The organism is Ruegeria sp. BF12 (assembly GCF_056538705.1).
The window spans coordinates 1-22,036 of sequence record NZ_JBQFTP010000009.1 but is presented as its reverse complement, the minus strand read 5'-3'; the positions used below and the strand labels follow the sequence as shown (position 1 = coordinate 22,036).

19 protein-coding genes are annotated in these 22,036 nt (G+C 55.3%); 8 read left to right on the top strand and 11 right to left on the bottom strand.

Features of this window, described 5'->3' with window-relative positions; all coding sequences use genetic code 11:
* The first annotated feature begins 90 nt into the window (after positions 1-90).
* Together ACR0J0_RS14500 and ACR0J0_RS14495 are read left to right on the top strand one after the other, a co-directional pair.
* Positions 91-525 carry a hypothetical protein gene (locus ACR0J0_RS14500; protein WP_480664867.1) on the top strand — a complete coding sequence of 145 codons (435 nt, stop codon included), beginning with the start codon at positions 91-93 and terminating at the stop codon, positions 523-525.
* A 269-nt stretch (positions 526-794) separates the two neighbouring features.
* On the top strand, positions 795-2,606 hold the full coding sequence (locus ACR0J0_RS14495) for a BCCT family transporter (RefSeq protein ID WP_480664866.1): 1,812 nt from the start codon (positions 795-797) through the stop codon (positions 2,604-2,606).
* Between the two features lie 36 nt (positions 2,607-2,642).
* Here the strand turns inward: ACR0J0_RS14495 and ACR0J0_RS14490 are convergent, their stop codons facing one another.
* Entirely contained in the window at positions 2,643-3,245 is a 603-nt protein-coding gene (locus tag ACR0J0_RS14490) for a TetR/AcrR family transcriptional regulator (protein WP_480664865.1), read from the bottom strand.
* A gap of 172 nt (positions 3,246-3,417) precedes the next feature.
* Here ACR0J0_RS14490 and ACR0J0_RS14485 point away from each other — a divergent pair, with 172 nt between their 5' ends.
* Positions 3,418-4,812, top strand: coding sequence for an aminotransferase (locus ACR0J0_RS14485; protein ID WP_480664864.1), 1,395 nt, complete (start codon positions 3,418-3,420; stop codon positions 4,810-4,812).
* A 64-nt stretch (positions 4,813-4,876) separates the two neighbouring features.
* Here ACR0J0_RS14485 and ACR0J0_RS14480 read toward each other — a convergent pair whose 3' ends face one another.
* The 7 genes from ACR0J0_RS14480 to ACR0J0_RS14450 all read right to left on the bottom strand — a co-directional run bounded on the left by ACR0J0_RS14480 (position 4,877) and on the right by ACR0J0_RS14450 (position 13,681).
* Complete coding sequence (locus tag ACR0J0_RS14480; protein ID WP_480664863.1) at positions 4,877-6,445, bottom strand: trimethylamine methyltransferase family protein; 1,569 nt, start codon at positions 6,443-6,445, stop codon at positions 4,877-4,879.
* Between the two features lie 25 nt (positions 6,446-6,470).
* Positions 6,471-7,670 (bottom strand): aromatic ring-hydroxylating oxygenase subunit alpha, encoded by a 1,200-nt coding sequence (locus ACR0J0_RS14475; RefSeq protein WP_480664862.1) that lies wholly within the window; start codon positions 7,668-7,670, stop codon positions 6,471-6,473.
* Positions 7,671-7,678: 8 nt separating this feature from the next.
* Entirely contained in the window at positions 7,679-9,745 is a 2,067-nt protein-coding gene (locus ACR0J0_RS14470) for an oxidoreductase (protein ID WP_480664861.1), read from the bottom strand.
* Positions 9,746-9,838: 93 nt separating this feature from the next.
* Positions 9,839-10,894 carry an extracellular solute-binding protein gene (locus ACR0J0_RS14465; protein ID WP_480664860.1) on the bottom strand — a complete coding sequence of 352 codons (1,056 nt, stop codon included), beginning with the start codon at positions 10,892-10,894 and terminating at the stop codon, positions 9,839-9,841.
* A complete protein-coding gene (locus tag ACR0J0_RS14460) occupies positions 10,891-12,006 on the bottom strand; it encodes an ABC transporter ATP-binding protein (protein ID WP_480664859.1) in 1,116 nt (371 codons plus the stop codon). Before ACR0J0_RS14460 ends, ACR0J0_RS14465 begins: the two co-directional genes overlap by 4 nt.
* A 20-nt stretch (positions 12,007-12,026) precedes the next feature.
* On the bottom strand, positions 12,027-12,821 hold the full coding sequence (locus ACR0J0_RS14455; RefSeq protein ID WP_480664858.1) for an ABC transporter permease: 795 nt from the start codon (positions 12,819-12,821) through the stop codon (positions 12,027-12,029).
* Positions 12,818-13,681 carry an ABC transporter permease gene (locus ACR0J0_RS14450; protein ID WP_480664857.1) on the bottom strand — a complete coding sequence of 288 codons (864 nt, stop codon included), beginning with the start codon at positions 13,679-13,681 and terminating at the stop codon, positions 12,818-12,820. Before ACR0J0_RS14450 ends, ACR0J0_RS14455 begins: the two co-directional genes overlap by 4 nt.
* Before the next feature lie 190 nt (positions 13,682-13,871).
* On the opposite strand from ACR0J0_RS14450, the gene ACR0J0_RS14445 reads away from it, so the two are divergent.
* Positions 13,872-14,531 carry a TetR family transcriptional regulator C-terminal domain-containing protein gene (locus ACR0J0_RS14445; RefSeq protein ID WP_480664856.1) on the top strand — a complete coding sequence of 220 codons (660 nt, stop codon included), beginning with the start codon at positions 13,872-13,874 and terminating at the stop codon, positions 14,529-14,531.
* Positions 14,532-14,667: 136 nt separating this feature from the next.
* On the opposite strand, the gene ACR0J0_RS14440 is transcribed toward ACR0J0_RS14445, so the two are convergent.
* Complete coding sequence (locus ACR0J0_RS14440; RefSeq protein ID WP_480664855.1) at positions 14,668-15,561, bottom strand: LysR family transcriptional regulator; 894 nt, start codon at positions 15,559-15,561, stop codon at positions 14,668-14,670.
* Positions 15,562-15,665: 104 nt separating this feature from the next.
* On the opposite strand from ACR0J0_RS14440, the gene ACR0J0_RS14435 reads away from it, so the two are divergent.
* Positions 15,666-15,956: a putative quinol monooxygenase gene (locus tag ACR0J0_RS14435; protein ID WP_480664854.1), complete on the top strand. Its 291-nt coding sequence runs from the start codon at positions 15,666-15,668 to the stop codon at positions 15,954-15,956.
* Between the two features lie 81 nt (positions 15,957-16,037).
* Positions 16,038-17,051 carry a zinc-binding alcohol dehydrogenase family protein gene (locus tag ACR0J0_RS14430; protein WP_480664853.1) on the top strand — a complete coding sequence of 338 codons (1,014 nt, stop codon included), beginning with the start codon at positions 16,038-16,040 and terminating at the stop codon, positions 17,049-17,051.
* 292 nt (positions 17,052-17,343) lie between these two features.
* Here the strand turns inward: ACR0J0_RS14430 and ACR0J0_RS14425 are convergent, their stop codons facing one another.
* Positions 17,344-17,802, bottom strand: a complete 459-nt coding sequence (locus ACR0J0_RS14425) for an Lrp/AsnC ligand binding domain-containing protein (protein ID WP_170758992.1) — start codon at positions 17,800-17,802, stop codon at positions 17,344-17,346.
* Between the two features lie 114 nt (positions 17,803-17,916).
* Here ACR0J0_RS14425 and ACR0J0_RS14420 point away from each other — a divergent pair, with 114 nt between their 5' ends.
* Both ACR0J0_RS14420 and ACR0J0_RS14415 read left to right on the top strand, forming a co-directional pair.
* Positions 17,917-19,119, top strand: coding sequence for a methionine gamma-lyase (locus tag ACR0J0_RS14420; protein ID WP_480664852.1), 1,203 nt, complete (start codon positions 17,917-17,919; stop codon positions 19,117-19,119).
* 10 nt (positions 19,120-19,129) lie between these two features.
* Complete coding sequence (locus ACR0J0_RS14415) at positions 19,130-21,520, top strand: 1-deoxy-D-xylulose-5-phosphate synthase N-terminal domain-containing protein (protein WP_480664851.1); 2,391 nt, start codon at positions 19,130-19,132, stop codon at positions 21,518-21,520.
* Between the two features lie 156 nt (positions 21,521-21,676).
* On the opposite strand, the gene ACR0J0_RS14410 is transcribed toward ACR0J0_RS14415, so the two are convergent.
* On the bottom strand, positions 21,677-22,036 hold a 360-nt coding region (locus tag ACR0J0_RS14410; RefSeq protein WP_480664850.1), incomplete at its 5' end, for a transposase.

Sequence of the window (22,036 nt, the reverse complement as noted above, 5' to 3'; positions counted from 1 at the left end):
TGCTCGTCTCTGGCGTATCTTTCTGTGTCTCAATTTTTCTGTTAAATGGCCTGAAAACCAAAAAACTCCACCCTTTGAGCAGGCGGGCGGATGAGAGGCACTATAGCAGCGTTGGCAGCGCTCTTCCTGATGAGTGTGCCGGCGGCATCGAAAGAGATACAGGTTGTCGATGATCCCGGCGGTCGCATTGTGGACCGCATGGTGCAGATTGAAATTGCCAACAAGACCAACGCGCAGTTCCAAATCATCGGAGAGTATTGCCATTCCAGCTGCACCATGTTGCTGGGCGCGGATGATGTCTGCATCTCACCCGAAACAATGTTTGGCTTCCATGGCCCCCACCGTTTCAAACGGGCCAAAATGACGGTCGATGAATTCGACAGACAAAGCGCGTCTCTTTCCCAGTACTACCCTCATCCGATACGAAGCTGGTTTATGTCCAAAGCGAGATTTGTGGGACCGGATGAGCTTTTGTTTGTTTCCGGAGAGCACCTGATAGGGCTCGGCATAAAGGAATGCGCTTAGGGCTCTGTGCTCTCAGGTTGTGACAGACACATAGGCAGAATTTCGACGCCTTTGAGGCAGCCAAACTCCACTTGTTTCGGGCAACATCCAACCGCCAAACATTCAGAAACTTATTTGGTTCATCCGGCGTATCAAAGGCAGTGCAGTGGAAAAATGTTGCAGTTCATGTCTATTCTTTGGATGCTAAAAGCATCGTAAACGTCCTCGCGAATGCTGACGACTGGCAGCGAGGCGCGCAAGGCAGTCTATCTTTGTAAGACCGGGATAATATGGCGCTTGAGGATCCCTTCACAGACCTCAAAATAAAAACTCAGCGGACTGGGTTTTACAAAGGATACAATCTGCCGATTGCGGTGGTGAGCAAATTTTCGGTTTCCCTGCTGATCCTCTGGGCACTGGTGTGGCCTCTATCTGCGAACGATACACTGCGATCTTGGAAGTCAGGGTTGTTGGCCGAGTTCAATACCTTCTACAACCTTTCCGTTGGATTGTTTGTAATCTTCCTGTTTCTTATCGCGCTCATTCCTTCAACCGGACGAATGCGGCTGGGCGCAGAAGATGAGAAACCCGAATTTTCGAACTTCTCCTGGTTTTCAATGATGTTTGGAGCGGGGCTTGGCGTGGGTCTCATGGTCTATGCAACCGCTGAACCACTTGGCCTTTGGGAAACCAATCCATTGACCGTTTCCGGGGAAGTCACACCCAAGAGCGAGGAGGCGGTTGAAGGAGCTTATCGCTATACGTTTTTGCACACTGGCTTTCACGCCTGGGCAATATACGTCGTCACCGGTCTGAGCCTTGCCTATTACGCATTTACCAGAGGCATGCCGCTTACGATACGCACTGCGCTGACCCCGTTACTGGGCGAATACTCAAACGGTGTTGCAGGTCATGCAATCGATATACTCGGGGTCGTGGCGACGATACTCGGCGTGGCGGTAACAATCGGATATGGCGTTTCTCAATTGGTGGATGGTGCGTTTCTGATTACCGGTGCGAATTGGCTTGTGGAGAATGCGACAACCACAAAGAAACCGTCGACCACCGGCCTGATTTCGGCGTTAGTAGTTGTCATGTTGATGTCGACACTTTCTGCAGTCTCTGGCGTTGGGCGCGGTGTCAAATACTTGTCCAATATTAATCTTCTATTTTCACTGGTTTTGCTGGCAGTTTTCATTGTTTATGGCTCATTCGCTTTTGCGTCGACGACCTATGCTACGGCGCTGGTTGACTACATAAAAAACTTCATCCCCCTTAGTTTCCAAACATTTCGCCCGATTTCCGAAGTCGAGTTTGCATCAGTTTTACCGGCTGAGGCGGCCCCCTACGTCGGAGAGCTCTTCACAGGTGCAACTGATCCTTGGGGAACAAAAGCAGCCTTTCTTGAAGGTTTGAGTAACGATACCGCCGGCCTTCCCGATGCAACCAAGACCGCAGCTTACGACGCGGGCACACGAGGCAGGTTGTTCGGATGGCAGGCCGGGTGGACTACATTCTATTGGGCATGGTGGATCGCGTTTTCACCCTTTGTCGGCCTTTTTCTAGCGCGTATCTCCAGAGGGCGAACCGTACGCGAGTTTATTCTTGGAGCGGTCATTGCCCCGTCCCTCGTTTGTTTCGCCTGGATGGCCATTCTGGGCGGGGCCGCCATTGATTTGGAATTGAATGGAGATGCCAATGGATCGATCCTTGCCGCATCAACAACGGCAACACTGTTCGTCACCTTAGGGGAAATGATATCGGGTGACTTGCTCACGGTAGTGAGCGTCATGTGTGTTCTGTTAACTATGACATTCCTTGTTACATCCGCCGACTCTGGCATCCTTGTGATGAACACGATCATGTCCGGAGGGTCTGAAGTGACCGGTTTGCTTCATCGCATCATCTGGGGCGTTCTTCTGACTCTTGTCATTGGAACTTTGCTTATCGCGGGCGGCGGCGGGTTAGAGGCTTTGACCAATTCCATGATAATCGGCGCACTGCCGTTCAGTGTCGTCTTGCTGCTCATGTGCATCTCTCTGGCCAAAGCAATGATAAACGACCTGCGCCGATTGAACCGCGAAACCCGAACTGGTTTGTGATTAACCGTTGTCCGCTCCCGATCTTTTCAGTCGCGGTCACATGTGAAACGACTGTGTCACAAAGTGCTTGGGAAACATTGACTGCAGGACAAACAGGCAGATCTTCAATGCATCTTCGGATTTGAAGGTATCCGAATGCAAATGGAAGTCGGTCCAGAGCCCTTCCAGCAAAGCAATCAATGCATCTGTTGCAAGTTTGGTGTCTACATCCTCGTAATCACCGTCGCTCTTTATTTGTTCTAACAGCTTCAGAATTACCGCCCGGAATCGATTGTCTCGAGAGTCGATGAAGGGAAATATGTGTGGGTTCGAGAGTGCTTCGGCCCTAAAAGAAAACCATATCGCAACGTCTCTCGCATTAAGGACCAAGGGGTCGAAATCTGCTTCTACGATGGAAATCAACTTTTCTGCAGGGCTTAACTCTGGATCGTTTGAGATTGCCTTCCACTGCCCGGCATAGCGGGCTGAGAGTTCCTCAGCCACCGCAAGCAACAGCATCTCTTTGGAACCAAAGTGCAGGTTCACCATCCCTCTCGACAATCCCGACAACTCTTGAATTCTTGCCGTGGTTGTTCCGCGTATTCCGAATATATGGATAGCTTCTGCAGCCGCGTGGATCAGCTGATTTCGGTTCTGCAACCTGCTGAGCTCCCGGGCGTTGGTCGGAGTATCGGGCTCGAGAGTAATTTTGCTTGTCCTTCGCTGGGGTGCTCTATCTTGATCTTCTCGCATTTTAAAGAGCGGGGGTTCAAGGATTGACTTTGAATGAATGATTGTTCATTTTGTGATATGTGTTACATCACGGTGCCCTATGACCCTTTCGAACTCCGACTTTCAATCCATACGCAATTGGGACAACGAGAACTTTCTGCACCCGTGGGAGGGCATGGCATATCTGGGTCAAAATGACCGAACCTTTGCCGAAAGCGGTCTTGGTATCCACGTCGTGACAGAGGACGGAAAGCGCCTGATAGACGGGCCTGCCGGCATGTGGTGCGTTCAACTGGGCTATGGAAACACCGAGATTGCCGACGCAATGGCCCGGCAGGCGAAAGAAATGGCGTATTTTTCGCCCTTCAATAATGCCAACTCGGCCCCGGCCCGGTTGGCACATGAGATTGCCAAGAGAACCCCGGGTGACCTGAACCATGTGTTTTTTACAACCGGTGGGTCGACAGCGGTGGACAGCGCGCTTCGCTTCGTCCAATTCCGAAACAACCTGCTGGGGAATCCCGAAAAGAAGATCGTGATCTCGCGGCAGAAGGCCTATCACGGATCGACGTACCTGGCCGCCTCGGTATCTGGAAAGGAACGTGACAAGGGGTGGTTGGATCAGGCAAGTCACCTGACGCGTTTCCTGCCGAATGTGAATCCGCATACGCGTCGCTGCGATCAGACTGTCGACGACTTTCTGGACGAAAAAATAGCGGATCTGGAAAACATGATCCTGCAGACCGGAGCAGACAAGGTCGCTGCCTTCATCGCTGAACCTATACTGTGCTCAGGTGGTGTCATTGTGCCTCCGCAGGGTTATCATCAACGCTGTTTGGAAATCTGCCGGAAATACGATGTCCTGTATATTTCAGACGAGGTCGTAACCGGATTTGGGCGGCTAGGACATTGGTTTGCGTCCGAAGACGTCTTTGGAATTCAGCCTGACATAATCACTTGCGCCAAAGGCATGACGTCCGGGTATATACCTATGGGGGCCTGTATCATCTCTGATCGACTGATTGCAGATGTGAGCGGAAACAACGGGCGGAACGCTACTTTTTCAAACGGCTTCACGTATTCAGGCCATCCTGTGAGCGCAGCGGCAGGTTTGAAAACAATCGAAATCATGGAGCGCGACGGCATTCTGGAACATGTCCGCGCGATCACGCCCTTGTTCGAAGAGCGTCTTCAGGCTCTGGCAGACTTGCCGCTGGTCGGCGATGCCCGAGGCATGGGCCTCGTTGGCTGCGTTGAGTGCGTTGCGGACGCCGAGGCTGAGAACCTATTGGACCTGGATAAATCCGTTGGCGCATTGATTGACCTGCATTGTCAGGAGAACGGGCTGATCCTGCGGCCCATCATCAATATGTGCGTGTTTTCGCCGCCTCTGATTATCACGGAAGGTGAGTTGAACCAGATGTTTGACATCCTTGAAAAAGGCATCCGGCTGGCGACCGACGACCTTGCGCGCCAGGGCGCGTTTAGATCTTAGGTACAACCTCGGCGCGGCTTCGCAACTTTTTACGTTACGAAGCCTGCCCTACGCTCCGCGGCGCTTACCCAGCGCGCATTGCCTCGGGGGGCAATTTGATCGGGAATCTGGACCGAACCTCTTCGTCCACCTTGCTGCCAAAGTAGTTCGGGTAGTGATTGGACAGAATGTCATCCACAACGGATCGGCTCCGTTCGAACATGTCCTGACGACCGGCTTTCTCCCAGGTGTCGGTCAACTCTCGGTCCATCAGTGTCGGGTAGACATACTCGGTTTCCATGTACTGCAAGGTTTGAGGATTCCCGAGGAAATGTCCGGGGTCGATAGCACATTCATGGATGACGTCGACCGAAAGCGTGTCGTCGCTCACCTCAATACCCCGGAGCGTTCGCGAGATCATGCCCGCAGCCTCGTTGTCGATGACCATTGACTCAAAGCTACAGCCCATCAGGCTGCCAAGCATTCCACCAAACTCGCAGAGCCGGTTAGCTCCGGCATGGGCCGCCAACGCAAAGGTCAGCGCCTTTTCCAAACCATATTGCGCGTCGGGTATCTTGGAATCCGTCATACCACATCCGACGCTGGTCGGCAGATTGTAGAAATTGCCCATCTGGATGGCCGCAGCCGAAATCAACGCCTGTTCGCCGCTGCCGCCCGTGAACGAGCCGGTACGCAGGTCGGTGATAAATGGCCAAGCCGCAAAGACCACCGGGGTTCCCGGATTGATCAAATTGGCAATGGCGACACATGACAGGGTCTCGGCCACCGCCTGCGCCAACGTACCGGCCAACGGCGCAGGAGAGGTAGCCCCGGCTTGCGGCGGAACAGCCAGATCGCAGACAAGGCCCATCCTCGCTGTATCAATCAGGATTTCCAGATTTTCTCGCCCGAAACGGAGCGGTGAAACGACAGGGCAGCCACCGAAGATGACCGAGGGTTTCTCGAGGAATTTACCCTCACCGCCCGACGCCAAATCGAACAGATGGATCGCGTCTTTAATGTGCTCGCGCGTGCGGAACGTCAGACAGGATGGTTTCTCGCTACCCGCCAGAATGGCGTAGAGCATGCTCATGTCATGCTCGTAATCCTGCGGGACATCCGTTGCCAGAACCGTGTCGCCGGTCATGTGAATGTTGTCGAGCCGGTCTACCAGACGTGTGAAATCGTAGATGTCTTTTAGTGTTGACGGTCGGTAACTGCGCGTTTGCGCGTCGAACGTGGTCACTGCCGTACCGGAATTTGCGTAGTACACTTTGTCCTTGGTGCAATGCATGTCGTCCTTGCCGGCTCGTGAACCGCGTGCGTGGACATAGAATTCGCTGGCCGCCTTGGCCAACAGATCTTCCATTAACGCCCGAGGAAAGCACAGCCTGCCGTGCTCGTTCACCGTCGCCCCCTTGGGCAACACGAGATCAAGAACTTCTTGCGTGGGGTCCCCTACCCCAGTCCGTTCCAGAATGTTGAGCGCGGCTTCGTGAATGCGCACCATATCGGCGTCTGACAGTGGCTTATACCGACCACCCGGGATACCGGGCCAGATTGCCTGCGAGGCGGCGTTGCTGGTTCGTACTGCTGCACGTGCTTCACGCCCGCCCCCGCGCCGCCTTGATCTGCGCTGCGTAAATTCTGTCATGTTTAATCTCCGAATACTGAGCGTGTCAGATCATGCTGAAGTAGTTGCGATAGAAGCCTGGAATACTCCATTCCATCTCGGACAGCGGTCCAGGGACGAAATGGTGGGAATTCACGCCTTCCTGATTGTGACGGATGATCCGCTCATCATCGAGCGACGTGACATGCCAGAGCCATGTCAGGGCGTCCTTATCGTAGTCTCGACCCTCTCTGGCGTCGCCGCGCACGTACCAGACGATCTGAATATCCGTGTCCTGTAGGGCACGCGGCACGAACCGATACCCAACCACATGATCTGCGTAGACGAGGAAGTAGTTCAGCGTCCCGATCCCCAGATCAGTAGCGCCACCGTCATGGCCCTTTAGCTCACCCAAAGGTGGCGCAAGTGGCGCACCATCCTTGCTGCCTGTCAGATACCCCGGGAACAGCGGGTAACGCCGCCAATAGACATCCGCACCTGGCGCGACCGCATTTTCTCCGGTCAGGTCCAGCTCCTCAGCAGGTACTCCAACCTCTTCCATCCGCTCATGAAGTGCCCCGCTAAACTCCAGAACCTGGGCGGGGTCTTTCAGGGAATGGCTGCGCGAATAATCCTGATGGGACGGCGCGCAGTGATAGCATTCCAAGTAATTCTCAAGGGCCAGCTTCCAGTTCGCTGGAACCGGGTATGACGCCTCATGCGCGACCTTCAGGTTTTCAAAATCGAAAGGCTTTGAAAGTGGGCCCAGCCTTTCCAAGGCAGCATCCAGCGGCGGAGCATCTTCTGCGGCGCAGACAAATATCAGACCCTGAAAAATCTTCACCTGCACCGGGAACAACCCGTACTGGCCTGGATCAAAGTCCTGCCCCATCGATCGCCCGTTTCGTAGCTTGCCGTTCAGGTCAAAAGTCCATGCATGATAAGGGCATATGAAGTTGCGCGCCTTGCCTTTCTGTTCAATGCAAACCCGCGATCCACGGTGGCGGCATACGTTCAGATGCGCTCGCACCTCGCCCTCACGATCCCGAACAACAATGATGGACTCGGTCCCATAGTCGAACAAGAAATAGTCACCGGGTTCAGCGATCTGGCTGACATGGCCGACCCAGATCCAGTTGCGGTTCCAGAACGTGCTGATATCGTTTTCGTAAACCGCCTGAGACGTATAGAAGTGACGCGGCAAGGCGAACCCTTTCCGCTGTGCTTCCATCAAATCGCGCATTACTTGCAAGTCATCTTTTGGCATAGCGCACCTCATACAGATTCAAGGGAAACGACTTCCCGGCGGAAGAATTCACGGTCGATGTCTTCCGCGTTACGTTCGAAATTTCGGGCAGCCATGTGGCCCGCATATACAGCGTCCGCGATCAAGCCTGGGTTTGCGGCATCTCCGATCAATTCCAACGTATTCAGCGGACTTGCAGTCAAACCGCAAAGCTCGTCGTAAAGGGTGGTTTCTCGCATTCGCTGCGTCACCAGCACGACGGAGCCGCATTCAATGAAATTCTCTCGTCCCGTGTAGACGCACTGCAAGGTCGCCTGACCGGACGCGATATTGACCAAGGTCTGCGACAGGTTCAGATGAACGCCTTTTTCCAACAGACTTCGTTGCACTTTGGTCTGCTCCAACGTCAATTCGGTAAACGGCGAAACCATTGAGGCCGGCGTCACAAAGACGACCTCTCGACCGGACTGAGCCAAATGATCCGCCAAAACTCCTCCGAGATAAGCTTGGTCATCATCGTAGACCATGATCGGACCGTCCCCAGGCATTGTGCCCGACATAATGTTGTCCGGAGTCAATACTTGAGAGCTTGGATCTATCGAAACGCCCTGAAACGCGGATTTTCCGCGACCATCTCGCCGCCATGTCGTGCCGGTGGCCAGAAAGACATTTGGAATGCCCAACTCGACCACCTCGCTTGTTGACAAATGGCTGTCGGTGAACAGTTGGACATTCCCTCGTTGCTGAAGGTCATAAATCCTGTGATCTGTCACACGCCTCCAGGCGGATAGACCGGTCAGGCTGGATTCCTGCAACACACGTCCACCAAGCTCTTGCTTGGCTTCGGCCAACGTCACCTCATAGCCACGACGCGCCAATTGCATGGCGCATTCAAGTCCGGCTGGTCCACTGCCGACAACAAGCGCGGCTTCTTCATTCGCGCGGCTTTCTATGATCTCAGGATGCCATTTCCTCCGCCACTCTTCGCCCATCGTCGGGTTTTGGGTACAGCGGATTGGAACGCCCAACGTATCGGATGAAACACAGATATTGCAGCCGATGCATTCGCGGATTTCTTCGATGCGACCTTCCTTGATTTTGTTCGGAAGAAATGGATCAGCAATGGATGGTCGCGCCGCGCCTATAAAATCAAGAATGCCTTGCTTGACCAGTGACACCATCAAATCCGGAGAAGTCAGGCGCCCGACGCCCACGACTGGCTTGGAAGTCACCTGTTTGACGAATTCGATATATGAGGTTTGAAAGCCGTCTTGTGGCTCAAAGCGGGTCGTTGCAGAGTCGTTGCTCCAATCCGCCACGTTTACATCCCAAAGGTCCGGAAGCTCGGCCAGCAATTCGACTACAGCACGACCTTCTTCCTGCGCCTGCATCCCGTCTGACCCGAGCATTTCATCGACCGCAAACCGAAGGGCGATGGCACAATCATCCCCGACCTCTTCTTTGGTTTCCTCCAGAAGCTCACGAGTCAGGCGCACCCGGTTCTCTAACGAGCCGCCGTATTCATCTGTACGGTCATTGAACTGCGGCAGCAGAAAATGATGCGGCAAAGTCATGTGATGGCCGGCATAGACATAAACAATATTGAAGCCCGCTTCGCGCGAGCGCCGGGCCGCCGCACGGTGCCATTTTCGGAACTCACGAATGTCCGACTTGTCCATTGCCCGAGCCTGTTTGGGATACGCGGTTTGCAGGGCGAGTTCCGACGGGGCCAACAACGGGGCGCGGCTCAGGTGGTTCTGCGCATGGTGGCCGTTATGCGCCAGCTGGATTGCAGCCAGCGACCCTTTTTCATGAACTGAGTTGGTTATCAGACGCAGTGCAGGAATATCCCGATCGTCCCAAATCCGGTTCTCCGAATAGGGAGACAGGTCCGAAGTTGGATGAATCTCGGCCTCCTGGGTAGACACCACGGCCCAACCGCCCTCGGCCTTCATCGCCCGCATGGCGGCTTCGGCTTGAGGTCGCAAATGCCCCAATCCGTTGCAGTGGGGCACCTGATAGAACCGGTTTCGAGCCGTCACTGGCCCGATCTGAACCGGTTCGAAGAGAACAGAGTATCCGTCAGCGCCTGACATTGCCGCGCTTCCTCCAAAAATATCGGAAATAGTTTCGTGGGAACGGAGGGGTTTCTTAGTCCCTCCACACCCGGCTGTGTTGTTCAGGTGCGCCTAGAAGCCAGCCTTGATGCGCTCAAACTCCTTCAACATTTTAGCTTCCAGCTCAGGGTTAACAGCGTCAAAAAACAGGCTGCCCTCAAAGAAGCTGTCCACATCCGAGAACCCGTAAGTTTCAATCAACTCCGGATCTGCCTGTGCAAATGCCTCTTCGTTGGCGTGGGCGTATCCCCAGCTTTCAATGATGTATTTGCCGCTTGCCGCGGAGCTGAGCGCGTTCAGCATGTCATAGACCTGCTCATCCGATTGTTTGGCGGATTTCAGATGCACGTAACCGCAGACCCAAGTTGCGATGCCTTTGTCCACATCCCGCATCATGACGGCCGGGGTCTCGTTCCAGATCAGGTTCAGTTCCGATTGGTTCCAGCCCCAGCCCAGTGTCACCTCGCCGCTGGCAATTGCCTGGTCCAGCTGGCCAGCGTCAGACCAGTAAAAGCGCACATTTGGATGAATCGCCCGCAGGTAGTCCGCCGCTTTCTGGAATTCCTCGTCGCTCATATCGGTATAGCTGGAGGCACCAGTGGCCAATGCGGCCATAGCGAACGCGCTGGACGCAGCGTCCGGAACGGCGACCTTGCCCTGATAAGCAGGATCCGCAAGCAGTTGTAGCGAAACATCGTCTGCCGAAATCATATCGGTTCGATAGATAAGGCCAGTGTTGCCCCATTCGAACGGCACCATGTAGGTCTGCCCGTCGATCGTGATGCCATCGACCTCTTTGATCTGGGGCATCAGCTTGTCCCAGTACTCCAGCTTGCTGGTGTCGATCGGCTTGATCATGTCTGCCGCCACCCATTTTCTCAGGGCGTCTGTGCAGGGGTGGGCCAGATCAGCCTCAAACCCGGATTGAAGCTTGGTAAACGCCTCTTCCACGCTGCCGAAATAAGTATAGCTGGGTGCCCCGCCGTACTTTTCGACATAGTCGCCGTAAAACCCCTGATCCTCATATCCGGACCAGTCGAAGACAGTCAGATCAGCCGCGTCTGCCAGAGCCTGGCCGGCGGCAAAGGTAGCAACGACTGCTGCTGTAAGTGATGCTGTTTTAATCATTTCTCTCCTCCCAAAGATTCACGTTTGCCCAAGTCGATCACCGAGGCGCTTTGAACGCCAAGCCAGACGGTATCGCCCCGGCTGTGATCAACTGTGTGAAAGTAGTTAGGCACTGCGATGGCGATGCTATCTTTCAGGCCATCGACGCGCACATAATAGTGGACGCTCTCACCATAGAAGGCGACGTCCGACACCTCGCCCTGAACAAGAGCGTCGTAACCATCCGGTTTTTCGGCGCTGATCTCCAATTGCTCAGGCCGAACGCCGACAAGAAGTTCCTTGTCATGCACCTGAACATTGGGGTTCACCCCGATTTTCATCTGCCCAAAGCCCTGAACATTGACTTCCAGCACTTCAGAACTCTCTGTTGTCACCTCGGCATCCAGAAAGTTCATTCCACCGATGAAAGACGCCACTTCCCGGTTACACGGTTGGGAATACAGGACCTCTGGCTTATCCACCTGCTTGAGCCGCCCCGCAAACATGACGCCGATGCGGTCAGACATGGTCATCGCCTCGTACTGGTCGTGCGTGACCATGACGAAAGTAATTCCAAGCTTCTGCTGAAGACGGCGCATTTCCAATTGCATCGCTTCGCGCAAATTTTTGTCCAATGCGGATAGAGGCTCATCGAGCAACAACACTTTAGGCCGCATGACCAGCGCTCGGGCGAGCGCTACACGTTGCCTCTGACCTCCCGACAGCTCATTGGCTTTACGGTCCTGCAAGCCGCCAAGCTCAACCATCTCAAGCGCCTCGGCAACGCGCTCCTTGATTTCCTTGCGCGATAGCTTTGTCTTGCGCAAACCGAACCCAACATTGTCGCCGACATTGAGATGCGGAAAGATCGCATAGCTTTGGAACACCATATTAGTGGGACGCTTGTTGGCAGGCACCTCTCCCATCGTACGACCATCGATCCGGATCTCGCCTTCTTCGTGATCTTGAAAACCCGCAATAATGCGCAACGCTGTTGTCTTACCGCAGCCCGAAGGCCCAAGCAGCGAAAAGAACTCACCCTCTTTCAAGGTCAGGTTCAGATCAGACACAGCAACAAAGGAACCAAAGCGTTTTTCGACGCCCTGAATTTCGATGATGTTCTGTTCGCTCATCTTACTCGTTTCCTTTGGCTTCAATCGGAGGATTGGATGGAACGGCGGCGGAAGTATTCGGCAATCAACAGCAGCAGGACCGAAGACAGCAAAAGCAACGACCCAAGCGCCAGTGTGTTGGGCAATTTTGCCGGGAAGCGGATCTGGCTCCAGATATAGACCGGCAATGTCGGGCTGTTCCCGGACAGGAAGAAGGCCAGGACAAACTCGTCAAACGACACGGTGAACGTGACCAGAAGGCTGGCGATGATCCCCGGCGCAACGATTGGTAGTGTGACACGCCTAAATGTTCCCACAACGCTTTCGCCGAGGTCAAAGGCGGCCTCTTCCAACGACTGGTCGAAATCGTCAAAGGCGGATTTCATGATCGATACGGCAAAGGGCAAAGCCACAAAGACATGGCCCAGGATCACCGTCGTCAGCGATGGCTTCAGCCCGACGCTGATGAACAGTACCAGCATCGAACTGGCGACAATGATACCGGGCACGACCAGCGGGAGCATGACCAGACCTTCGGAGAATTCCCGACCCTTGAAACGGTACCGGACATAGGCGCGGGCGGCGAACAGGCCCAGAGACGTCGCCATCAAGGCAGTCACGCTGCCGACGATCAGCGAATTGACCATCGCCTGCAGCAACGTGTCTTGCTGACCCAACTGCGCGTACCACTTCAACGTGAACCCCTTTAGCGGGAAAGCCACGATGGTTCCGTCATTGAATGAAAACAGCGGCAACAGCAGAACTGGCAGGTACAGAAACACCAGATAGGCGATCGCGTAAACAAGCAACCATGGGATACGAAACGCCTTGGTCATCTGATCCTCCGCCCCAGTGCGGTGACGACCACCACAAACAGGATTGCGACGCAGCCGACCGAAAGCATGGCAAGCAGAGACAGGGTTGCACCCAATGGCCAATTATTGGCCGCGCCAAACTGAACCTGGATCAAATTGGCCACCATTTTCCCCTGCGATCCGCCGACCAGGGCTGGCGTGACATAGTCGCCAACCGTGGGGATGAAGATAATCAAGCAAGCGGCGATGATCCCTGGCACCGTCAGGGGCAAAGTTACGCGCACAAACCGTTCCAACTTGCTGCAACCAAGGTCGGTTGCCGCCTCTAACAGGCTGCGGTCGATCTTTTGCAGCGACACATAAATCGGCAGGATCGCAAACGGCGCCCAGGCATGTGCAAGTGTAAGGACAACGGCGAATTCATTGTAGAGCAGGAATGTAAGCGGCTCCTGTATCAGCCCCAGCGAAATCAATGCTGAGTTCATCACCCCATTGAAGCCAAGGATCAATTTCCAGCTGAACACCCGCAGCAGGTAGCTGCTCCAAAAGGGAATGGTGATCAGCAATAGCCAGAGGGTTTTCTTCTGTGTCCGAAATGCGATGAAATAGGCGATCGGATAGGCAAGACAGACCGTCGCTAGTGTCACCGCTCCCGCAATCGCAACGGAACGGATCATCAGGTGTCGGACCAATGGGTCAGTGAACGCCTCTTGGTAATTCGCCCATGTCAGCGTGCGGTCAATCTCGACATAGGTCTGGGTCCAAAAGCTATAGGCGACAAGAATGCAAAGAGGCACAGCCACAAGCAGGCCGACGTAGAGCGTCGCAGGCGCGCTCAGTGCCAGGCCCTTGCCCGTTTCACTTCGTAGTACTCCGGCCATGCTTCCCTGCTTAACTGTACTTTCGGTGGCGCGACAATTTCGATCACAAAATGGACAATCGTCCATTTAAATCTGGAATTTTTGGACTAGCTGTGTCAACTGATAAATTCGCATCTGGAGATGGCCAATTTCACACTGGCCACTAGAAGACACCGCAAGAGACTGAAAACAAACAGAGCCGCCTAATCCTATGACTGGAAGACGCCAAGAAATACGCGAACGAAATCGCCTTTCCCTGATCGAGGCAGTACTCGACTCGGTTGCAGAAAAAGGGATTTCCGAGACCTCAGTCAGCGAAATCATTCAACGCGCCGAGCTGTCCCGTGGCATGATTCACCTTCATTTTGGCGGCAAGGACAATCTGGTTGACGAAGCCGCCCGCTATTCGTCCGAGCAATACTACAACGGTATCAACGCTTTGCTGGAAACGACCGGACAAACGGGTCAGGAACATATTGAGATGATTGTTAGAGGAGACTTAAGTGAAGCCATCCTCAACAAGAAGAACGTGTCAATTTGGTACGCATTTCGCGGCGAAGCCCGAAACAGAGCCGCAATCGCTGCGTTTTCAGATACCCGCGATGCTAAGCTTCGTAATCTGGTTTTCAACGCTTTCGTTCGAATAGCGAAAGAAGCCGGAACCGAACACCCTAATCAAGTTGCTAGGGACGCTACGCACGGCACACTCGCCATGTTGGAAGGCATGTGGACCGATTACCTACTCCACCCGGATTCATTTGATCGCGACGAAGCAATGAGAATTGTTTTTCGATTTCTGCGCGCAATGTTCCCTCAGCATTTTGACCTGAGCGGCGCCTTGATACATGCGCAGAATTTGCGGCAGGTTTGAGTTCACGCTTTTGCGCGCCATGAGACAAGTACATTTCGAAAAGGCACCGCCATAACAGGCAAGGCAAGCAACCGGCCCCTGGGATGGTTCGGTGTAACTGCGGCAAACATCGCAATTGTGGTCTGTTCCAGAGGGCTTAAACCGAAACTCGTGCCATGGCATTACTCAGCTCTTCGGCAAGTGCCTGTACACGCCGTGGCTGTGCACGGCCTGGGGGATACATCATCTGCAAGGGGTTCGCGGGCGAGGCATGATCTTCCAGTAAGGCGATCAACTTTCCTGCTTTCAGATCGGCGCCCACATCAAGCTCCGACTTCAGGATAATGCCATGCCCCGCCAAGGCCCAGTGGCGCACCAATGAGCCGTCATTGACGATCTTGTTTCCACGCACCGTCACGACTTGTGACGCCTTGCCAGTCCCGAAACGCCAAACATTGTCCAAGGTTCTACCAAACCGCATAACTAGGCAATTGTGATCCGCTAGGTCGGACGGCTTCCGAGGAATACCGTGCGCTTCGAGGTATGACGGACCTGCACACACAACGCGCCTGTACTCACCCAACCTTCTTGCGCGCAGAGTGCTATCGGTTACTGTTCCAAATCTGAGGGCCAGATCGAACCCTTCACCAACCATATCCACGTATCCATCTGACAAGGACAACTCGACCGAAACCGCCGGGTGCTTCTCGGTGAAACGGGCGATAACCTCGGAAATGATGCTTCGCCCAAGATCAACGGGTGCGCTGACACGGATGGGCCCCGAAATGGCCTCCGCGCCATAGCGAATGCGTGTGTCCAGATCATCCACTTCTGCCAATACGGCCTTTGCGCCTTCGATGAGGGTGCGCCCTTCATCAGTCAGGCTGAGGGAACGCGTCGTTCGATTGAACAGAACAACTCCATAGTGGTTTTCGAGTGCTGCAAGCCGCTCGGACACGGTCGTCGCCGACAGCCCAACTTCCCGGCCAGCTGCGACCATGCTGCCCTTCTCGGCAATCTTCAAAAACAAGCGGATATTGTCGATCAGCATTATACGAAATTTCCGGATTATATTTTTTCGATCTACGCGTTTATCCGGATTTATCACAGCAGTATATTCCGCTCAAGCAATCGACGCACCGAAAGGAATATTAAATGTCGAAACTGACCATCGTCGCCAACATCAAAGCCAATCCGGACCAGATCAATCTTGTGAAGGCCGAGCTTGAAAAGCTGGTTGATATCACCCGCGCCGAAGATGGCTGCATCAACTACGATCTGCATCAGGACAACGAAAACCCGGCGCATTTCATGTTTTATGAAAACTGGGAGAGCCGTGAACTGTGGCAGATCCACATGAGCGCACCGCATCTGGCGGCCTACATGGCAGCCACAGAGGGTGCCGTTGCTAAATTCACGCTGAACGAAATGAGCGTGATCGCCTAAGGCCGCTCAGGCTGCGGGCGAGGCCCTCCGCCAACAAAAAACAACGGCAAACTCCGACGCCGCACTCAAGAGGAAATGAATATGAAAGCCGTAGGTTACAACAGCGCTGGCCCGATAGACCGCTCCGATGCGCTAATTGATTTCGAAGCTGCAGACCCTGTTGCCGCTGGCCACGACCTGCTGGTCCAGGTGCAGGCGGTTTCTGTCAACCCGGTGGACACCAAGATCCGGCAGCGCCACGCTCCCGAAGGCGACACGCCCGGCATTCTGGGTTGGGATGCTGCAGGCGAGGTCGTTGCCGTTGGAGCGGACGTTACCCGCTTCAATGTGGGCGATAAGGTTTGGTATGCGGGTGCGATCAATCGCCCAGGCACGAATTCCGAATATCATCTTGTTGACGAACGCATCGTTGGGCAGGCACCAGTTTCTGTCGATACGGCGTCGGCAGCGGCTCTGCCTCTGACGACGCTGACAGCCTATGAAATGCTATTCGACCGTTTAGACGTCATCCGACCAAATTCTGGCGCGCTCAACGCCATTGTCATCATCGGTGGCGCCGGAGGTGTTGGCTCGATCGCCATTCAGCTTTTGAAGGCGCTGACCGATACGGTCGTCATCGCAACAGCTTCGCGCCCTGAAACGCGGGACTGGGTCAAAGGCTTGGGCGCCGACTATGTAGTGGACCACTCCAAACCGCTGCCCGAACAGATCGAAGCCCTTGGCATTGGGGCGCCAGCCTTTGTCTTTTCGACCAACTACTCGGAAAACTATGTCCAGCAAGTTGCCGAGTTCATTGCCCCCCAGGGTCGATTCGGCCTGATCGACGATCCCGAGAATTTTGACATCAAGCCATTCAAGCAGAAGTCGGTCTCGATCCATTGGGAGTTCATGTACACGCGGTCGTTGTTCGAGACGGGCGATATTGCGCGGCAAAGCGACATTCTGAACGAAGTCGCCGAGCTGATTGACATCGGCAAGGTCAAGTCCACGGCAACCGAGACCTACGGCACAATCAATGCTGCCAACTTGACCCGCGCCCATGCACTGCTGGAAAGTGGCAAGGCCAAGGGCAAGATCGTGCTGGAAGGCTTCTGAAATGCAGGTGCGGAGTTCGACGGCAGGCTGAAGGAAACAGGCCTTCGATTTCGCCGCCAAAGAATGAACGAAAACGATCGCCCGCGGAGACGACGAACATGGGGACCTGCGCAAAGAACCTGAGCACTGTCTGGCATCGCCCAAGGTGGCCGTTGCACCGGATGATCCGTTATGCGACCCACCTGCGCCCCGAAGTAGACGCGATCAAAAAAGGTGTGCCTTCTACCGGAATAGATTGTGCTCACTTCCCCGGGCCAACTGCATTGAATGAATACAGACGGTACAGGGGCAGTCAGTCGATTGCCGGAAACACGTTGGTCTTCTTCACGGTAGAATAAACGAAACTGGTATCGATCGAGGCAATGCCTCCGATGGGATGGATGCGATGGCGGATGAAATCCTCATAGGCATCCAGCCCGGGCACCACCACACGCAACTGATAATCTGAAGCACCGGTCAGGACATGACACTCAAGCACTTCATCGATCGCATGAATGCGGCTCTCGAAGCGCCGGACATCGTCTTCGTTGTGCCGTTCCAGCCGAACACGTACGAAGACCGTTATCGGCAGACCATAGGCCTTCGCGTCCACCTCGGCGCTGTAACCCCTGAGCGTGCCGCTGTCTTCGAGATTGCGCAATCGGCGAAGGCAGGGCGAAGGCGACAGGTTAACTTCAGCCGCAAGATCCTGATTGGTCATACGCCCGTTTGCCTGCAGGGCGCGGATGATCTGTCGGTCTTTAGCGTCCATTTCCCTCACTCATTGGCAGATAATGCCAAAATCATTACCAAATTCAGCATAACTTGCAATCTTTTGCCTGCCAACACATCGCATCCTGCCTCAAACACTATGAGAGAGGTTGCCATGAACTCACCCAAAGGCTTCGCCACCCGAGCCATCCACTACGCCTATGACCCCCAGCAGAACGATGGTGCACTGACGCCGCCCCTGCACCTGACATCGACCTTCGTGTTCGAGACCGCAGAGGCCGGGGGCGAGATGTTCGCTGGTGAACGCCAGGGGCATATCTATAGCCGGATTTCGAACCCGACCTGTGATCTGCTTGAAAGCCGTATTGCAACACTTGAAGGAGCCGAGGCCGGGCTTGCGCTTTCATCAGGCATGGGGGCGATCACCGCTGTGCTGTGGACCTTGTTGTCGCCTGGGGACGAGGTGATCGTGGACAAAACCCTTTATGGCTGCACCTTCGCCTTCATGCGGCATGGGCTGGAAAAATGGGGAGTGAAAATCACCCATGTGGATATGACCAACCCTGAAAACCTGCGCGCGGCGATTTCGGAGCGGACGCGAGCGATCTATTTCGAAACCCCCGCCAACCCGAATATGCGACTTGTTGACATCGCTGCCACCGCCGCGATCGCGCATGAGGCCGGGGCACAGGTGGTCGTCGACAACACCTACGCCACCCCCTTTCTGACACGGCCGATTGAGCTGGGTGCCGATCTCGTTGTGCATTCGGCCACCAAATACCTTGGTGGACATGGCGACGTGGTCGCGGGGCTGGTAGCTGGAAAAACCGAACAGATCGCCGAGATCCGACTAATAGGAATGAAAGACATGACAGGCGCTGTCATGGCGCCGTTCAACGCAATGCTAATCCTGCGCGGGTTGAAAACCCTGTCGCTGCGGATGGAGCGCCATTGCGTTTCGGCCCAAGTCGTTGCCGACTACCTTCAAAATCACCCTTCGGTGCGGGCCGTGCATTTCCCCGGGTTGGAAAGCTTTGCCCAACATGCACTTGCCACGCGCCAAATGTCCAAACCCGGTGCGATGATTGCCTTCGAAGTCGACGGTGGCATGGCGGCTGGCGTTGAGTTCATGAACAATCTCAACATGATCCAGCGGGCCGTGTCTCTGGGCGATGCCGAAACGCTGATCCAGCATCCGGCCTCGATGACCCATTCGACCTATACGCCCGAAGAGCGCGCCGAACACGGTATTAGTGACGGGCTGATCCGCCTGTCAGTCGGGTTGGAGGATGTCGCGGATATTATTGCCGACCTGGATCAAGCCTTGCCTCGCCCCCTGCATCACGCCGCCGAATAAGGAGAGCCTCATGCCCACGGACATCACCCATCTGAAGACCATCGAGCAACGCCTTTTGTGGCTTTCACATTGGATGATCCACCACGCCAATCACGTGCGCCCAAAGGTGGACGGTATCAAGGTCGGTGGGCACCAGGCTTCGTCGGCCTCGATGGTGTCGATAATGACGGCGCTCTACTTCTCGGCTCTGAAGCCTGAGGACCGCGTGGCCGTCAAGCCTCATGCATCACCGGTCTTTCACGCAATGCAATACCTGATGGGCAACCAGACACGCGAGAAAATGGAGAACTTCCGGGGCTTTGGCGGGGTGCAGTCCTATCCCAGTCGGACCAAGGATACAGACGATGTGGACTTCTCGACCGGCTCGGTCGGACTAGGCGTTGCGATCACCTCTTTCGCCTCGATCATCCAAGATTACATCAATGCCAAGAACTGGGGAAGCGATGCCCCGATGGGGCGCATGGTTGCGTTGGTGGGCGATGCCGAACTGGATGAGGGCAACATCTATGAGGCCCTGCAGGAAGGCTGGAAGAACGACCTGCGTAACACGTGGTGGATCATCGATTACAACCGGCAGTCGCTGGACGGGATCGTGCGCGAGGGGCTGTTTGCACGGATCGAGAAGATTTTCGATGCCTTCGGATGGGACGTGGTGCGGGTGAAGCACGGGGCATTGCAGCGCGCGGCCTTTGAGGAGCCGGGCGGCGACAAATTGCGCGACTGGATCGACGCCTGTCCCAACCAGGAATATTCGGCGCTGACGTTTATGGGCGGAGCAGTCTGGCGCAAGCGGTTAATGGATGATCTTGGAGACCAGGGCGATGTCTCTGCCCTGATCGACAGGCACAGCGACGACGAACTGGCAGCCCTGATGGAAAACCTCGGCGGTAACTGCGTCCAGACCATGGCGGAAACCTTTGATGCCATCGATCACGACCGCCCCACCTGCTTCCTGGCCTATACGGTGAAAGGCTGGGGTACGCCCATTGCTGGCCACAAGGACAATCACGGGGGGCTGATGAACAACACGCAGTTCGCCGCCTGGCAAAAGCACATGGGTGTAGCGACGGGTGACGAGTGGGAGCCTCTGGCCACGGTCGAAAACCCCTCCGCACTGCGTGACTTCCTGACCAAGGTTCCCTTTTTTGCCAAAGGCATCCGGCGGTATCACGATGACAAGCTTGCCGTGCCCGCCATCGAAATTGATACCTCCCGTGAGACCTCGACCCAGATGGCCTTTGGCAAGATCCTCGACGAACTCTCGAAGGGGAACAGTGATTTGGCTGCCCGGATCGTCACCACGTCCCCGGATGTAACGGGGACCACCAACCTTGGACCTTGGGTGAACCGGCGCAAGCTTTTCGCCCGGTCCGAACAGGCAGATGCTTTTATCGAACATCGCATCCCGTCGACCGCCAAATGGGAATTCACGCCGGAAGGACAGCATATCGAGTTGGGTATCGCCGAGATGAATCTGATGCTGCTTCTAGGCGCCGCAGGCCTGTCACATTCGATCTTCGGTAAGCGGCTAATCCCCATCGGCACCGTCTATGATCCCTTCGTGGCGCGCGGCCTCGATGCGCTGAACTACGCTTGCTACCAAGATGCCCGGTTCATCTTGGTGGGCACCCCCTCTGGCGTCACGCTGGCCCCGGAAGGCGGAGCGCACCAATCGGTCGGCTCGCCTCTGATCGGGATGAGCCAGGACGGGCTTGCCTCGTTCGAGCCTGCCTATGCAGATGAGCTTGCGGTGATCATGAAATGGGCCTTCGACTATCTTCAGCGCGATGGAGAGGGCGATCCCTGTGAGCGCACATGGTTACGAGACGAAACAGGAGGCTCGGTGTATCTGCGCCTGACCACCAACCCGATCGAGCAACCCGGCAAGCGCCATGACGACGCGTTCAAACAAGGGGCCATCGACGGGGCCTATTGGTTGCGCGAACCCGGACCAAACTGCGAGATCGTGATCGCCTATCAAGGCGCCGTCGCCCCCGAGGCGATCAAGGCGGCCGGGATGATCGGAGAGGGGCGCAAGGACGTCGGAGTGCTGGCCGTGACCTCAGCCGATCGACTCAACGCAGGCTGGACCGCAGCCCAACGTGCCCGGTCTCGCGGGAATAAGTCCGCGCAGTCCCACATCGAGACCCTGATGGGGGACCTTCCGCCCCACTGCAAAGTCATCACGGTCATCGATGGTCACCCGGCGACGCTGTCCTGGCTTGGCTCTGTTGCTGGCCATCAGACCATCCCGATGGGTGTCGAACATTTCGGTCAAACCGGCACGATCGGTGACCTCTACCGCCATCACGGCATTGACGCCGATGCCATCGTCGAAAAGGTAAACGGATTGACGGTAGGGAAGCATGTGTGCCGCGCCAACTTGGTGCCCTCGGTCTAAAACTAACGTCGCACCAAAGCCGTCATTCGACGCTGGTGCGGCGAATGGCGGCTGCCCGACCTTCCGTGAGGTAACCTCTCACTCACAGCACGAATTTAGCGACCGCAGCGAATGTCCGGAATGTGGCGCTCGCCACGCAGGCGCTAGGGTCAGGACTCATAGCCAATAGATGACGAGAGCTGCGAGGGCGATTGCTGAGAGGAAGACCTTCGGGTACCTGTCGTACCGGGTTGCCACGCGGCGCCAATCCTTGAGCCTGCCAAACATGATCTCGATCCGGTTGCGGCGTTTGTATCGGCGCTTGTCGTGCTTCACCGTTGTCTTGCGCTGCTTCCGGCCGGGGATACGAGCGTATCCCTTTGTCTTGTAACGCTTCTCGGAACCAATCGGCATCGTATCCGCGATCTCCGAGTAGCCAATCGACATCGGTATGCCGCTGAACAGAGCCCGAGCACCGATGTAGTCGGCGGTTATAAACAGGTTCAGCGTGCGTCCCTGACTGTCGCAGATGGCGTG

What these genes read in the sequence shown, in the direction of transcription:
- ACR0J0_RS14440 (WP_480664855.1), bottom strand. Translation starts at nt 15,561, where the DNA reads ATGCTGATCGACAATATCCGCTTGTTTTTGAAGATTGCCGAGAAGGGC.
- ACR0J0_RS14435 (WP_480664854.1), top strand. Translation starts at nt 15,666, where the DNA reads ATGTCGAAACTGACCATCGTCGCCAACATCAAAGCCAATCCGGACCAG.
- ACR0J0_RS14420 (WP_480664852.1), top strand. Translation starts at nt 17,917, where the DNA reads ATGAACTCACCCAAAGGCTTCGCCACCCGAGCCATCCACTACGCCTAT.
- ACR0J0_RS14415 (WP_480664851.1), top strand. Translation starts at nt 19,130, where the DNA reads ATGCCCACGGACATCACCCATCTGAAGACCATCGAGCAACGCCTTTTG.
- ACR0J0_RS14500 (WP_480664867.1), top strand. Translation starts at nt 91, where the DNA reads ATGAGAGGCACTATAGCAGCGTTGGCAGCGCTCTTCCTGATGAGTGTG.
- ACR0J0_RS14470 (WP_480664861.1), bottom strand. Translation starts at nt 9,745, where the DNA reads ATGTCAGGCGCTGACGGATACTCTGTTCTCTTCGAACCGGTTCAGATC.
- ACR0J0_RS14480 (WP_480664863.1), bottom strand. Translation starts at nt 6,445, where the DNA reads ATGACAGAATTTACGCAGCGCAGATCAAGGCGGCGCGGGGGCGGGCGT.
- ACR0J0_RS14460 (WP_480664859.1), bottom strand. Translation starts at nt 12,006, where the DNA reads ATGAGCGAACAGAACATCATCGAAATTCAGGGCGTCGAAAAACGCTTT.
- ACR0J0_RS14455 (WP_480664858.1), bottom strand. Translation starts at nt 12,821, where the DNA reads ATGACCAAGGCGTTTCGTATCCCATGGTTGCTTGTTTACGCGATCGCC.
- ACR0J0_RS14430 (WP_480664853.1), top strand. Translation starts at nt 16,038, where the DNA reads ATGAAAGCCGTAGGTTACAACAGCGCTGGCCCGATAGACCGCTCCGAT.
- ACR0J0_RS14445 (WP_480664856.1), top strand. Translation starts at nt 13,872, where the DNA reads ATGACTGGAAGACGCCAAGAAATACGCGAACGAAATCGCCTTTCCCTG.
- ACR0J0_RS14465 (WP_480664860.1), bottom strand. Translation starts at nt 10,894, where the DNA reads ATGATTAAAACAGCATCACTTACAGCAGCAGTCGTTGCTACCTTTGCC.
- ACR0J0_RS14495 (WP_480664866.1), top strand. Translation starts at nt 795, where the DNA reads ATGGCGCTTGAGGATCCCTTCACAGACCTCAAAATAAAAACTCAGCGG.
- ACR0J0_RS14485 (WP_480664864.1), top strand. Translation starts at nt 3,418, where the DNA reads ATGACCCTTTCGAACTCCGACTTTCAATCCATACGCAATTGGGACAAC.
- ACR0J0_RS14450 (WP_480664857.1), bottom strand. Translation starts at nt 13,681, where the DNA reads ATGGCCGGAGTACTACGAAGTGAAACGGGCAAGGGCCTGGCACTGAGC.
- ACR0J0_RS14425 (WP_170758992.1), bottom strand. Translation starts at nt 17,802, where the DNA reads ATGGACGCTAAAGACCGACAGATCATCCGCGCCCTGCAGGCAAACGGG.
- ACR0J0_RS14475 (WP_480664862.1), bottom strand. Translation starts at nt 7,670, where the DNA reads ATGCCAAAAGATGACTTGCAAGTAATGCGCGATTTGATGGAAGCACAG.